This window comes from Paenibacillus silviterrae, from assembly GCF_030167925.1.
Lineage (GTDB): Bacteria > Bacillota > Bacilli > Paenibacillales > NBRC-103111 > Paenibacillus_G > Paenibacillus_G silviterrae.
Genome location: NZ_JASKUT010000002.1, coordinates 1,519,158 through 1,533,244, shown reverse-complemented (window position 1 = coordinate 1,533,244; position 14,087 = coordinate 1,519,158). Strand labels below are relative to the sequence as shown.

The 14,087-nt window shown below is 50.9% G+C and carries 11 protein-coding genes; 10 read left to right on the top strand and 1 reads right to left on the bottom strand.

Annotated features, from left to right (window positions below; translation table 11 throughout):
* Nucleotides 1-5 precede the first annotated feature (5 nt).
* Entirely contained in the window at nucleotides 6-560 is a 555-nt protein-coding gene (locus tag QMO62_RS29670) for a sugar O-acetyltransferase (RefSeq protein WP_284646086.1), read from the top strand.
* Here QMO62_RS29670 and QMO62_RS29665 read toward each other — a convergent pair.
* On the bottom strand, nucleotides 557-2,386 hold the full coding sequence (locus QMO62_RS29665; protein WP_284646085.1) for a right-handed parallel beta-helix repeat-containing protein: 1,830 nt from the start codon (nucleotides 2,384-2,386) through the stop codon (nucleotides 557-559). The genes QMO62_RS29670 and QMO62_RS29665 overlap by 4 nt on opposite strands.
* A 325-nt stretch (nucleotides 2,387-2,711) precedes the next feature.
* On the opposite strand from QMO62_RS29665, the gene QMO62_RS29660 reads away from it, so the two are divergent.
* From QMO62_RS29660 to QMO62_RS29620, 9 genes are all read left to right on the top strand, one after another.
* On the top strand, nucleotides 2,712-4,358 hold the full coding sequence (locus tag QMO62_RS29660; protein ID WP_284646084.1) for a sensor histidine kinase: 1,647 nt from the start codon (nucleotides 2,712-2,714) through the stop codon (nucleotides 4,356-4,358).
* Nucleotides 4,333-5,415, top strand: coding sequence for a response regulator transcription factor (locus QMO62_RS29655; protein ID WP_284646083.1), 1,083 nt, complete (start codon nucleotides 4,333-4,335; stop codon nucleotides 5,413-5,415). Before QMO62_RS29660 ends, QMO62_RS29655 begins: the two co-directional genes overlap by 26 nt.
* 111 nt (nucleotides 5,416-5,526) lie before the next feature.
* A complete protein-coding gene (locus tag QMO62_RS29650) occupies nucleotides 5,527-7,125 on the top strand; it encodes an extracellular solute-binding protein (RefSeq protein ID WP_284646082.1) in 1,599 nt (532 codons plus the stop codon).
* A 77-nt stretch (nucleotides 7,126-7,202) separates the two neighbouring features.
* Nucleotides 7,203-8,102, top strand: a complete 900-nt coding sequence (locus tag QMO62_RS29645) for an ABC transporter permease (protein ID WP_284646081.1) — start codon at nucleotides 7,203-7,205, stop codon at nucleotides 8,100-8,102.
* A 13-nt stretch (nucleotides 8,103-8,115) separates the two neighbouring features.
* Nucleotides 8,116-8,994, top strand: a complete 879-nt coding sequence (locus QMO62_RS29640; protein WP_284646080.1) for a carbohydrate ABC transporter permease — start codon at nucleotides 8,116-8,118, stop codon at nucleotides 8,992-8,994.
* A gap of 37 nt (nucleotides 8,995-9,031) precedes the next feature.
* Nucleotides 9,032-9,820, top strand: coding sequence for a sugar phosphate isomerase/epimerase family protein (locus QMO62_RS29635; protein ID WP_284646079.1), 789 nt, complete (start codon nucleotides 9,032-9,034; stop codon nucleotides 9,818-9,820).
* Nucleotides 9,821-10,451: 631 nt separating this feature from the next.
* Entirely contained in the window at nucleotides 10,452-12,062 is a 1,611-nt protein-coding gene (locus QMO62_RS29630) for an extracellular solute-binding protein (protein WP_284646078.1), read from the top strand.
* Between the two features lie 87 nt (nucleotides 12,063-12,149).
* Nucleotides 12,150-13,109, top strand: a complete 960-nt coding sequence (locus QMO62_RS29625) for an ABC transporter permease (protein ID WP_372516747.1) — start codon at nucleotides 12,150-12,152, stop codon at nucleotides 13,107-13,109.
* 15 nt (nucleotides 13,110-13,124) lie between these two features.
* Complete coding sequence (locus tag QMO62_RS29620; RefSeq protein ID WP_284646077.1) at nucleotides 13,125-14,003, top strand: carbohydrate ABC transporter permease; 879 nt, start codon at nucleotides 13,125-13,127, stop codon at nucleotides 14,001-14,003.
* The last annotated feature ends 84 nt before the right edge of the window (nucleotides 14,004-14,087 follow it).

Sequence of the window (14,087 nt, the reverse complement as noted above, 5' to 3'; positions counted from 1 at the left end):
AAAAAATGAAAACCGAAAAACAGAAAATGCTCAGCGGCGAGCTTTATTTTGCCGGAGATCCTGAATTAGTGAAAGAGAGACAGCATGCCCGAAGGCTGACCAGATTGTTCAATCAAACTGTTGAAACCGATGATAAGGAAAGAATCGGGCTCTTAAAGGAGCTATTCGGCTCCACTGGAAAAAGCCTATATGTGGAACCGACTTTTCGATGCGACTACGGCTATAACATTCATGTAGGCGATAATTTTTTCGCGAACTTCGATTGCGTTTTCTTGGACGTATGCGAAATCCGGATAGGGGATAACTGTTTCATAGCCCCTGGAGTTCATATTTATACCGCAACCCACCCGATCCATGCCCCGGAACGAATCACCGGAGCGGAATACGGTATTCCAGTCACTATAGGTCATAACGTCTGGATTGGAGGCAGAGCCGTCATCAATCCGGGAGTGACGATTGGAAACAATGTGGTCATTGCCTCCGGTGCTATCGTAACGAAGGATGTTCCTGATAACGTAGTTGTAGGCGGAAACCCGGCAAAGATCATCAAGTCCGTCTAGGATAAGTCTTCAAAGGACGTATTCGGAGCAGCGGATGCGTCCAGCAAGTTGCCGTTTACGGCACCGCAGCGAAGGTCATTCTGCAGACGGGTCAGCGAGGTAACGGAGGAGGCGGCATTCAAGCCATAGCGAAGCCGCTTCCGTCCTTGCTCCGTTCTTACAGTGTTTCCAACGACTCGCGTTTCTCTTGACGTACCCGTAAGAGCGATTCCGTCATACGTCCCTTCCCCGTTCTGACCGGCATTCGTAACCGCATTATTGGTTACCGCAATGCTTTTAGAATTGTTGATGTGCACACCATGGAAGTTAACGTCGCGGATGAGGTTGTCGGCAACGACGATGTTCGTGCAATCCGTCATATAGATGCCGTTTTTCTTGACTCCCTCCAGGATATTGCCGGTAATCACGCAGTGATTGCTGCGAAGGCTGATCCCCTGTCCGTCCATTTGCTTAATAATATTATTAGCAATAATAACCTTTTCCCCGCTTCCTTCAGCAAAGCCCTCGACGTAAATCCCGTTATTCGTCCCGGTATCTATGATATTGTGCTCCACGATGATCGTGCTTGCAGGCTGCACCGGATGGACGACTCCTTGATCATCCTTCGAGGAAGCTGAGGTTGCGGACGGGGTGGAGATGAAGATGCCGCCGTTCACCCTCTTCATATGATTGCCGGCAATGACGGAATTGCGCCACTTAAAGGGACGGATCGCCCAATAAGTAGAGTTCTCCATAACATTGTCGCGAACAATAATATGGTCGAAATACGCTCCGGGATAAGCCCCATGCGCCCCGACACCGCATGGCCAAGGGACCGTTCCCGGTGTACCGCTCGGACCGAAATAGCAATGCTGTACGGTCACATGATGGGTAGGCGTATGATCAGCGGCCTGCCCGACGAAGCCTGCCTTCAAGGCGGGCTCCAGCTGAATGGCTTCGGAATAGTTCTGGGTGGTAAACAGAAACCCTACGAAGCGGCATTGATCGAAAAGCACATGCCGAACACCCGTCAATTCGATGCCATGGCCGCTCTGGGTATCCTTGATGGTCACTTTACGCAGCGTGATATGCTCAGCGTGAGCGAGGGCCATTCCGTTGCAAACCCGGGTGAATTTCACCCCGTTGCAATCGACCACGCCACCCTCGATGGTAATGTTGCCGTTGCCCTCGTATTGGTAGAACACGTCCGTTGTCCTATAGTTACGGAACACGTTGCCGTCGTGGCTACGAAGAATCGTCGTTTGCTCGTTCATCACCAGATGTGTGTTTTTAAACAAATACAGCTCCTTCGTCGTGCGGTAGGTCCCTGCCGGCACGATGACCTTCACACTCGGCCATCGGAGCGCTTCGCTTAACGCGTTCTGGATGGCTGCGGTATCATCTGCGGAAGCATCCCCCTTCGCGCCGTACCATTTGGCGTTCACCGTATAATTCTCCACAACCCGCTTGAACCTTGCCCCGGAAGCGTTCACCAATATCGTTCCGGTATTGTCCTCGGAGCTGACGTCAGACGGGTCATAGAAGAAAATGCCTTCCTGCCCGCGATCGGTAACGTAATATACAAGGTTATTTTGAATTTGGGCATGGCTTCGAAGCTCGGCAATCGTCGTCGATACCACATAGCTTAAGTTCATCAGCTCGCGCGGCAGCAGCTCCGGCTTGCCATAAGTGGCCTCCGTTACCGACTGCGCAGTTGCGCTTGTACCATATGCGGTTACCAGAGCGGCGGCGCCGGCCATACCTAAGGAAGCCAGCAGCTTCCTTCGACTTATCATTCGCTCTCCCTTCATGGAATCCGGTTGTTCTGATGGAAAATCGGTTGTCACAGGCGGAATACCTCCTTTATGGATTGCGCAATTTTGCTCGAATACATATGCCTGTAGATGCAGGGGGTCTACCTTCACTGTAATTCGTTGACTAGGTTTCGTCGTTGGAAAAACCAACGTTTTTATGTAAATATCTACGATAATAAATCGTCTATATGAAGATACCGTAAAGGTTTGGAATACGAAGATTATCTGTTGACAATGCGCTTTCCCTTGGCATAATCTTGAAGAGAATGGCTGCACGGAAATGAACATAAATAAGCATAAACGAATCGGTGAAGCATCGTCAGACGACCGCCGCTGCGCTGTAGGAGAGGAGCGTACCATGAAGAGATGGGGTCAGCCTTTATCTATCAAAAGGAAAATGCTTCTGTACTTTGTTGTCCTGTTCTGTCTCCCGTTTTTGTTGTTCAGCCTGCTATGGTATGCGAAGTCGGCCGAAACTATCGAAAATAGCGGCATTTATTATAACGAGCAGCTGATCGGCAGGGTTCATGCCCAGCTGGACGAGTACTTCGCAGGAATCAAAGCCGATTCCATGGCGCTTCCCGGTCATCCGCTGATTCAGGAATTTATTAAAGCGGATCCGTATAACACCTACGAAATGTACCGCCTTAAAGGACGGATCTCGAACGAGCTTCTCCCCAACATGCGAAAAGACATGTACGGCTTCTCCCTCCTCTCCCAAAAAGGAGCAAGCTTCGGCGATTATTCGACGGCCATTATGCCTCTATTTCAAGAATCCTTCAAAATCTTGGGGATCGAGGAGAGGGCCGGCGTCTCTGTCATTACGGTATATAGAAAAATTATAGATAATGAAACCTACGAGCCACTTGGAGCCATCATCATGTCTCTATCCTTAAAGCAGCTGCTCAAAATCTCCGATCTGAAGCCCTATGGGAAGAACGGCTCTATGGTCGTAGCGAACGAATCGGGCCAAATCTTCTTTCATACGGACAAGGAGAGAGTCGGAGCTTTCCTTCCTTCCTCATGGTCCGATCGGATGAACGGGGACAAGGGGAGGTTCGAGCTGGAGGGAACTGGCGGCAAGCGGTTGATGGTCTACCAAATTTCCGATCAAACCGGGTTCCGCATTATATCCGAAACCTCCCAAACGGAGCTGCTTGGCGGCTTGCTACGCCTTCAGGTGCTTACTCTCTTTATCGGTGCCGGGATTCTCATTCTAGGCTTCGCCGTCTTCTACCGAATGTTCAGAGAGATTAAGAAGCTGCTTGGAGAAATTCACAGAACCCGGATGAGCGAGAAGGAGCTCGAGCTGAAGCATAGGGAATCGCTGGTCTCCGCGATGCAGTCCCGGATCAATCCCCATTTTCTATATAACACGTTAGAAATCATCAATGCCCATGCGGTGGTGTTCAATATCAAGCCGATCAGTCAAATGACGGTGCATCTCTCGAACCTGTTTCGTTACAGTGTCGGGAACCCGGAGCAGGTCGTAAGTCTGCGCAAAGAGCTCGACCATATCATGAGCTATATCCGCATCCAGGAGCAGCGCTTCGAGGGCTTCAGCTTTATTATGAATGTGGACGAGGAGATGCTGGATCAGGTTTATTTGTTCCGCCTAACCCTTCAGCCGCTTATAGAGAATGCATTTCAGCATGCCTACGAAAAGCACGGGCTTACGCCTGGAAGCATATCAATTATCGGCAGTGCTGAAGAGGCCTGTTATTCGCTGTATATTGACGACAAGGGAAGGGGGATGCCGCCGGAGCTTCACCGGAAATATAATCAGGCCTTCGAATCGATGACGGAGGTGAAGCTGGTTCGTGCGAGTATGAGCCCTTTCCATGGGATCGGATTATGGAATGTACATAGCCGTTTGCGTCTTGCCTTTGGAGAGCCCTATGGTCTTCGGATATGCGATTCGAATGAAAATGGTACGCGGATCCAAGTAAAGCTTCCATACCGGAAAGGAGTCCTTCAGGATGTTCAAAGTGCTGATTGCGGATGACGAAAGAATGGTTCGTTTGACGTTAAGAACGATCATCGAACGCGACGCCGAGAACTTCGTTGTCATTGAGGAGGCGAAGGATGGGGAGCAGGCGCTGCAAAGGTCGCTTGAGCTGAAACCGGATTTGATCGTAACGGATGTCAGGATGCCGGGTTTGTCCGGCCTTGAGCTCATTCGCAGCTTGACCGACAGGCAGCTGACAAGTGAATATGTGGTGGTTTCCGGCTACGGAGACTTCGAATATGCCCAGAGCGCCCTGCGCTTCGGGGTAGCGGATTATCTATTGAAGCCGATCGACCCTTCCTACTTCTTATCCGTGCTTACGAAGATCCACGGAAAGCTTCAGTCCCGAACAAGCAAGCAAGACCTATCCAAGGATTGGCTTTGGTCCTGGAAGGTTCATGCCGAGCGCGCGGCCAAATCGATATGGCACATGAACGAAGGCGAGCTGGCCGAAGAGCTGGAGCGAATCCGCAGCACGCTGAAGCCTGGCCCCGTGCCGGTGAAGCCGGAGCAGCTGGAGCAGCTGACGTACTATTTGATTGTACTGAACGGGACTCTTCAGGAGGTTAGCCAGAACGGCTTGCCTCTTCCGAAGGCGCAGCTCCCTGAAAATGGAAGCTTAGCCACCACCGAACAACTGTACGATTACATACATGCTTGTTTGCAGGGATTGATCGAGCACATCCGGCTCAGCCGCAACTGGTGGAGCTACAATCGGATGGTTAAAAGCGCGAAGGAGTATATCGAGGAGCACTATAAGAAGGCGGATCTCAGCCTCAAGGACGCTGCGGCTCACTTTGAGCTTTCCCCCAATTACTTCGGTAATATGTTCAAGAAGGAAACGGGCGTTTCGTTCAACCAGTATGTAACCCAAGTTCGAATGGAAAAGGCCAAGGCGTTCCTTCAAAATCCGTTCATCAAGGTGTATGAAGCGGGGGAAGCGGTCGGTTACGAGGATTACGCGTACTTCTCCAAAACCTTCAAGAAATATACCGGCTTCTCCCCCTCGGACTACCGGAAATATGAAAGGATCGAGATACCTGATTCGATATAAGCTTTATACAAGTTTTCGTTGATAATTCCATAGTGACCTTCGGAAGCCCATCCTATAATGGATATTGGAAAGGCCAATGGATCAGGATGAACATTCGGAGGGGATCGCGAGATGGCATTCAAATCGAAAAAAGCTTTCATCGCGTCGACGGCCAGCATTGTGCTGGCGGGAACGATGCTGGCTGCCTGTGGAGGAGAGTCGGGCGGAACGGCGCCGGGAAGCGGCGATTCGGGAACGAAGGCGGCCGCCAGCAAGAACATCAAGGTGCTGCTGTCCCACAACAATTCGGGCTTCGCCTCGAAGGGACCGGATGAGAAGAAGGACAAATACTTCAAGGAGCTTAGCAGGCTGTCCGGCTACAACGTGAATTACGAATTCCTTGGACACGACATCGATTTCCGGCAGCAGCTGGCGCTTCGCTTCGCGTCGGGAGAGCTAGCCGATCTGGTGCGGACCGGAGGCATCGATTGGGAGGTACACAAGGGAGCCGTGGATCGAGGCGTATTCCATGAGCTGGGGCCATTGATCGATAAGTATGCTCCGAGCCTCAAGAAGAAAATTCCCGAGGTGGCATGGAACAGTCCGAAGGTAAGCCGAAACGGGAAAATCTACGGCATACCGGTATTGACCGGAGCCGCCGCCGACCGGGTCATCTTCTATCGTCAGGACATGCTCGACCAGCTGAAGATGGAGGTTCCAAAGACACTGGACGATTTCCTGAAATTCGCCGAAGCGGTGAAGGTGCAGGATGTCAACGGCGATGGGGATCCGAATAACGAATGGGCGCTTTCGTTAACCGACGGCATGTCCTGGAACGATGTGTTCACCGGCTCCTTCGGCGTCAGACCGGGGACCTGGCATCTGCGTAACGGGATGATGGAACCGGATATCATTCAGCCGCAGATGAAGGAAGCGATCGCTTTCTACAAGAAGCTCTATGACAACGGTTACATTGAGAAGGATTTTATTACCAAGAAGCAGGGTGACCGGGGAACGGACATTTCGAAGGGCCTGGTTGCGGCTTGGGGCGCAGCTACCTATCAATACGCTGCCGTCTCGACGCAGCAGTATCCAAACCAGCCGAAAGCGGCGATTACCATGGCCGTTCCTCCGAAGGGACCGCGGGGTGAGAACTTCCTGCAGATCGGCACGGATCAGGTGTACTTCGTTTGGGTGATTCCGGCAAGTGTCAAGAATCCGGAGGAGATTGTCAAATTCCTGGAATGGGCTTGGAGCAGCCCGGATGCGGACAAATTTTTCGCCTACGGCATCAAGGACCACAACTACACGGAAGAGGGCGGACAAGTCAAATTTGACCCGAAAAGTCCGAACAATGCCGGCGAGCTCAACGAGAAGGAATTTTTCCAGCTTTCCATCAACGTTCGGGAGAATGGCCTGAATAACCCGATGGCGCTTAAGGTGCTGCCAAACAGTGATGTCATCCTGAAGGGATATGAAGATTCCAAAACGACGATCATGAAGAACGATGCCGTCTATATGCCGGCACTCAAGGCGCTGGACGGTCGTCCGGAGCTGAATGTAGGCTTTGTCGCGGGCAGCCTCTTCTATGATGCCTTCGTCAAGCTGGTTGTGGGCAAGGAGGATTTGGACAAAGGCTTTGACGCCTTCGTTGCGGAGTGGAAGAAACGCGGCGGGGACGCGGCGATCAAGGAAGCGACCGAATGGCATAACACCTTCAACAAGAAATAACGAACTTCATAGGGACCCTCTCCGGAGCACGGTTTGCTGAGGGTCCCTTTGTCTTCGCTGGAAAGGAGTGAAAGTCCTTGTTCGGAAAATCTATAAAAATCGATTCGTGGGTGCTTTTCTTGATCGCCTTGCCGGGTCTGGCCCACTTCCTCATCTTTAAATATATCCCGCTTGGGGGCAATATTATTGCCTTTCAAGAGTACAATTTATTTGCAGGCATTTTGCACAGCGAGTGGGTCGGCCTGAAGCATTTTCAATTTATGTTTGACTATGCCGAGTTCATGCTAGTGCTTAAGAACTCGTTGAAATTCGGTCTTTATTCCATTTTGTTCGGGTTCCCGGCCCCGTTGCTCCTGGCCCTTCTGCTGAATGAGATTCGGGTCAGCTTGTTCAAAAGGACGACCCAGACGCTGCTTTATTTACCGCATTTTCTCTCCTGGGTCATTGTCGGGGGAATCTTCACTGAGCTGCTGTCCAAGGACGGACTGGTTAACCAGCTTATCCATTACCTTGGCGGAGAAACCGTTTCCTTCCTGACCGAGCCCAAGTATTTTCTTGGCATGGTCATCAGCTTGGGCATCTGGAAGGAGGTCGGCTGGTCCATGATCATCTACTTGGCCGCCATCACTGGGATTAATCCGAATCTGTACGAGGCGGCCATGGTCGACGGGGCTTCCCGGTTTCGCCAAGCCTGGCACATTACGCTGCCTTCCCTGCTTCCGGCGATTATCGTTCTTCTGCTGCTTCGCATCGGCCACTTGCTGGATGCCAATGTCGAGCAGGTGCTGTTCTTCTTGAATCCGCTTGTCCGGGAGGTCGGCGAAGTGTTCGACACTTACGTATATCGGGTGGGACTCATGGGCGGTCAGTACAGCTATACGACGGCGATCGGTATTTTCAAGGCGCTGGTAGGGGTCATCCTCGTCGTCGGATTGAATAAACTGAGCCGCCGAACGACAGGTGAGAGCATTTATTAGGAGGATGTAAACCATGAACATCATGCCGCGATCGGAACGGGCGTTCCAGTGGGTGAACGGCGTTTTTTTCACCGTGCTGTGTTTCACCATGATTGCCCCTATGATCCACTTGGCGGCCGTCTCGCTCAGCAGTCCGCTCTATGCCAATAACAAAATGGTTGTCTTGTGGCCGAAGGGCATTCAGTTCAATGTGTATGAGTCGTTGTTCGGGATGAAGGACATGTGGAAAGCGATGGGAGTGAGCGTCTATATCACATTGATGGGCACGCTGCTTTGCCTTATCTTCACATCGACCTTGGCTTATGCATTGACTCGTCCGATGATGCCGGGGAGAAAGCTGATTACCAGACTCATCCTGTTTACCTTTATTTTTCCCGTACCGCTCATTCCTAGCTATCTGGTCGTAAAGTCCCTTGGCATGATCAACACGCTGTGGGCGCTAATTATCCCGGGAGCGCTCGGGGCTTACAATGTGTTCATTATGAAGACGTTCTTCCAAGGCATTTCCAACGAGCTGGTGGAGGCTATGAAAATTGACGGGAGCGGAGAGTTCGGCGTCTATGCACGCTTGGTGCTGCCTTTGTCAGCCCCGGTGCTGGCCACCATTGCGCTGTTTCATTCCGTGGGAACGTGGAACGCCTATTTTGGGGCGCTTATCTATATCCGTTCCAAGGATTTGTTTCCGCTGCAGCTGAAGCTCAAGAACATGGTCGCCAGCAGCGCCACCGATTCCGGCTTGGATTCCATTGCCGTCGACTCGGGGATCTTTAGCAGTCCGGAAACCATTAAGGCTGCCGCGATTCTTTTTACTACGCTGCCGATTCTTATCGTGTACCCTTTCCTTCAGAAATACTTCGTTAAGGGTGCCATGCTCGGCTCCTTGAAAGAGTAGTCTCACCCCAACCTATAGATGAAAGAAGGTCTACCCTATGAACGTGAATGTGTTCATCAATTTGCTGCCGTATATGCACCGTGTCGACGACTGCAAGGAGCTGCTGGACCGCTGGTCCGGGGGACTGGAGATTTCCATGGACGGGCCGAATTGGCTTGAGCCGGTGAATTGGAATGCGGAGTTTCGGAGGTTTCGGAATCATCCCGGTCCGCTGAGCGTGCATTCCCCGATCTGGGAGCTGAATCTTGCCTCCGCCCGGTTCCCTATGGTGGCCGAATATTCGTATGAGGTGTACAAGGAATGCTTGGCTTGGTCGGCCCATATTGGAGCCGAGCAGATGGTGATTCATCCGAGCTTGTACTCTACGCCGCTGTTTCTGCGGAAGGCGTCGCAGCTAAGAGCGATCGATAATCTCAAGCGTCTTGGGGACGAGGCGCAGAAGCTGGGCATTGATCTGGCGGTGGAGAATGTCGGGTTCCGCGAGACGGCTTTATTCGACCAAGAGGAATTTGTCCGCCTGTTCGAAGAGATTCCTGCCGTATCCGCTCTAGTGGATGTAGGGCATTCGTTCATTAACGGCTGGGATACGGTGGAGCTGATCAGGACGCTCGGTACGCGGCTCAGCGCCGTACATCTCCACGATAATGACGGTGTGGATGATCTGCATCAGCCGGTTGGGGAAGGAGCTATGGAGTGGGAGCCCATCTGGAGCGCCCTGCGGGGGCTTCGACATCCGTATCGTTCCATCCTCGAGTACCAATGGGATACGCCGGTGGAGACGGTGCTAGAGCATGCCGCCATGGTGGAGAGAAAGCTTTTGAAGTAAATGCGTTGCCGAAATAAGGAATCTAACGGACCTGGCCTCTGGCCGGGTTTTTTCTATACGATTGGATTGGTATTGTCTGTTGGATGTAATGGGCAAGGGATGCAATGCTGCTATAGTGCAGAAATCCACGATCCGAAGCGAAGTCCAGAACGAGATTTGTGAGAATAGGCATCTTTTGAGGAGCACTATGGCCGATACGAGACAAAAGGTTTTGGAATGTTGTACATTCGCAGAAATCATCATTCTTTTGACCGGAATCATGGGGAAAAGCTGCCTATTTGCACAATTACGATGATCAAAGAAGAGCAAGCTCCCGCCTCCGACCGGAATTGCAATTTAGTCCGAACGAGACGCTCATAACGTGACCGGCCGGCCAATAAGGTAGATACTACAAGGCTTCTTCGGAACCCCGCCTTAATATCGGATAGCTGATCTTAACATCGGATAGCCGCCAATCTTAACCCCTGCTTATCAATCAGTAAACTTAATGATTTCCATAACGTGAAATATTAGTACAATGAAAAATAACTATCGTATCATATCTTGCACCTGAGAGATCAGCCATATCTTGGCCCCGATTGGATAGCAGCCGCTTCGCAAGCTGAACCTAACTTTAAGGGAGGAATGGGATATGAATCATCGCAACCGGAAAAAATGGGCGACCGCAGGAGTCTCGGTACTGATGTCCGTCGCCGTTGTTGCAGGATGCAACAGCCCGGCCCCGGCAAAACAGCCGGACGGAAAGCCGGCTGCTCAAGAGCCGCCTAAATTGCAAACGCTTACGTATTGGGTGGGGCTCGCAAGCAATGTGGCGGCTACTTTAAAAAGCTTTGGCGATATGACGGTGTATAAGGAGCTGGAGAAACGAACCGGAACAAAAGTGGAATTCCAGCATCCCCCGGTAGGACAGGAGAAGGATCAATTTAACTTGATGATTACGGGAAAAAACCTGCCTGATGTTATTGAATACGGCTGGACGGGGTACCCCGGCGGTCCGGAAAAAGCGATTAAGGATAAAAAGATAATTAAGCTGAATGAGCTTATAGACAAACACGCGCCGAATTTGAAGAAGGTTCTGGACGCCAATCCGGAGTGGAAAAAGCAAGTCGTGACGGATGAAGGCAGCATCTACGGGTTTCCGTTCCTGCGGGGAGACGATTACTTGCTTGTCAGCAACGGCATCGCTCTTCGCAAAGACTGGCTGGATAAGCTGAATCTGAAGATGCCGGAGACCATTGATGAATGGTACACCACACTGACTGCGATCAAGAAAAGCGACCTGAACGGCAACGGGAAGCCGGATGAAATTCCGCTGCTGATCAGCAAGAACGATATGGGTGGTTCGGTTGCGTTTTTAGGTACATTTGGTGTGAACTACGACTTCTACCATGTCAATGGAAAGGTAAGCTATGGGCCGATCCAGCCGGAATATAAGCAGTTTCTGACTACGATGAATAAATGGTATAAGGAAGGGCTGCTGGATCCGGATTTCGCCGTCACCGACAGCAAGCTCAAAGACGCGAAGATAACGGGAAATCAGCTGTTCGCCACCGTGATGAGCACAGGCTCGGGGATCGGCAACTACACCACGCTCGTCAAGGATAAAATTGCCGGCTTCAAGCTGGTCGCGGCTCCGTTCCCAGTGGTTAACAAGGGAGATAAGAAGCTCTGGAGCGCGAAGACCTACAACTTCTCCGGCGGGCTTGCCGCCGCCATCTCGACCTCCAATAAAAACCCGGAGGCGACGGTCAAATGGCTCGATTTTGCCTATAGTGAGGAAGGGAAGATGCTGTTTAATTTCGGGGTGGAAGGCGTTTCCTACAAGATGGTCAACGGGAACCCTGTGTATACGGATGAGGTATTGAATCCCAAGGACACGTCGGTGGCTTATGCGATGGCACGTCATGTACGCGCCAACTTCAACGGTCCCTTCGTACAAGATAAGCGGTATATGGAGCAGTACGCCAGCATGCCGGAGCAAAAGGATTCGATCAAAATTTGGTCGGAGCCGACCAATGAAAGAAAGCTCCCGCAGGTGACGCCTACTTCGGATGAGAGCAGCAAATTCGCTTCGATTATGAACGATGTGAACACCTTCAAGGACGAGATGTTCAATAAGTTCATTATGGGAGCGGAGCCTTTGGACAATTTTGACAAGTACGTGAAAACGATTGAAGGCATGGGTATCCAGGATGCGATCAAAATCCAACAAGCCGCTTTGGAAAGGTATAACAAAAGATAATACGGGTCTAAGTAGAGAGCTCCGTATGCATCAGGGAGATGATCCGATCATCTCCCTGTCTTTGTCGAAGCGAGGGAGGGACATATTATGGATACGATGAAAACGGCCGTTGGAGCAAGGACGAAGCCCGCGCGGCAGAGCGTCTGGATTACCATGGGCCGGGATCTAAAGAGAAATAAGCTCTTGTACCTGATGGTTTTGCCGGTTATCGCCTATTATCTGATCTTCGATTACGGTCCCATGTACGGCCTGCAGATCGCGTTTAAGGATTATAGTCCCGGCGACGGGATCTGGAGCAGCCCTTGGGTTGGATTCAATCATTTCGTTGAATTTTTTAATAGCTATTATTTTTGGAGGTTAATCCGTAACACGTTGTTAATCAATGTGTATGAGCTGATTTTCGGCTTCCCTGCACCGATCATCCTCGCTTTGTTGTTTAATGAATTGCGCCGGCAGTATTTCAAGAGGATTGTCCAGACGATCACCTATTTACCGCATTTTATTTCGGTTGTCGTCGTAGTCGGAATGCTGGTCGATTTTCTGGCCCGGGACGGGCTTGTGAACCAGCTGCTGTCTATGCTTGGCTTCGCGGCCAAATCGTATTTGTCCGAGCCGGAATGGTTTCGTTTCCTTTATGTATCCTCCGGCATATGGCAGCAGGTCGGGTGGGGCTCCATCATTTATTTGGCTGCGCTGTCCACGATCGACCCTACATTGTACGAAGCGGCACGAGTGGACGGGGCCGGTCGGTGGAAGCAAATGGTTCATATTACCATTCCGGGAATTATGCCAACGGTTATTATTTTGCTGATTTTGAAAATGGGCTCGATGATGTCCGTCGGCAGCGAGAAAATCCTGCTCATGTACAATCCGCTGACCTACGATACGGCTGATGTCATCTCTACCTTCGTGTATCGCAAAGGGATTTTGGAAGCGAGCTACAGCTACACGACGGCAGTCGGATTATTTAACGCCGTTATTGCTTTTACCCTGCTTATCCTTTCCAATAGCATCAGCAAACGGGTAAGCGAGACGAAATTATGGTAACGGGGAGGGGACAGGATGAACCGGTTGACTTTCGGCGAGAAAATGTTTGATGTGCTGAACGTCGTCTTCATGCTTGTGCTTTGTTTCTTGACGTTATATCCGTTTTTGTATGTCACCTTCTCCTCCTTCAGCGACCCGGGTTTGCTATCGCAGCACCGCGGCTTGTTATGGAAGCCCTATGGGTTTAGTCTGGACGCATATAAGGCCGTCTTTGCCAACCCGAACATCCTAAACGGTTATAGCAACACGATATTTTATGTCATCGTCGGGACACTCTTTAATCTGTTCATGACTTCTCTTGGAGCATATTTCCTTTCAAGGAGAAATGTATTTTTTAAAAATGCGGTTATGTTTATGATCGTCGTTACGATGTTCTTTCAGGGCGGGCTCATTCCCACCTACCTTCTGGTAGATGGCTTGGGGCTTGTCGATACGCCATGGGCCATGATCATTCCGGGAGCCATCAATACCTGGAATTTAATCATCATGCGCACTTCGTTTCAGGCGGTGCCGGTCAGTTTGGAGGAATCGGCCAAAATGGACGGTGCGAGCGAATGGACCGTGATGTGGCGAATTATTCTTCCCTTATCGCTTCCTGTCATGGCCGTTATGGTTCTGTTCTACGCTGTAGGCCATTGGAATGCATGGTTCAATGCGATGATTTATTTGCGCGACCGCGAGTTGTACCCGCTGCAGCTCATTTTAAGGGAAATTCTTATCACCAACAGCACGGACAGCATGATGACCGACGCTTCCGGCGCGGATAAGATGCCGATCGGTGAAGCGATTAAATACGCGACGATTATGGTAGCAACCGTTCCGATCCTGGTGCTTTATCCTTTTCTGCAAAAGTATTTTGTGAAGGGGGTCATGATCGGGGCGCTCAAGGAATAGCTTACTGAGTAAACGAAGGGGGCAGGAAAAAGGCGGCATTTTTCGAATATAGATAAGTAAGATTGATTGGAGAGAGAGGTATCT

What these genes read in the sequence shown, in the direction of transcription:
- QMO62_RS29655 (WP_284646083.1), top strand. Translation starts at nt 4,333, where the DNA reads ATGTTCAAAGTGCTGATTGCGGATGACGAAAGAATGGTTCGTTTGACG.
- QMO62_RS29620 (WP_284646077.1), top strand. Translation starts at nt 13,125, where the DNA reads ATGAACCGGTTGACTTTCGGCGAGAAAATGTTTGATGTGCTGAACGTC.
- QMO62_RS29660 (WP_284646084.1), top strand. Translation starts at nt 2,712, where the DNA reads ATGAAGAGATGGGGTCAGCCTTTATCTATCAAAAGGAAAATGCTTCTG.
- QMO62_RS29635 (WP_284646079.1), top strand. Translation starts at nt 9,032, where the DNA reads ATGAACGTGAATGTGTTCATCAATTTGCTGCCGTATATGCACCGTGTC.
- QMO62_RS29625 (WP_372516747.1), top strand. Translation starts at nt 12,150, where the DNA reads ATGGATACGATGAAAACGGCCGTTGGAGCAAGGACGAAGCCCGCGCGG.
- QMO62_RS29640 (WP_284646080.1), top strand. Translation starts at nt 8,116, where the DNA reads ATGAACATCATGCCGCGATCGGAACGGGCGTTCCAGTGGGTGAACGGC.
- QMO62_RS29670 (WP_284646086.1), top strand. Translation starts at nt 6, where the DNA reads ATGAAAACCGAAAAACAGAAAATGCTCAGCGGCGAGCTTTATTTTGCC.
- QMO62_RS29650 (WP_284646082.1), top strand. Translation starts at nt 5,527, where the DNA reads ATGGCATTCAAATCGAAAAAAGCTTTCATCGCGTCGACGGCCAGCATT.
- QMO62_RS29630 (WP_284646078.1), top strand. Translation starts at nt 10,452, where the DNA reads ATGAATCATCGCAACCGGAAAAAATGGGCGACCGCAGGAGTCTCGGTA.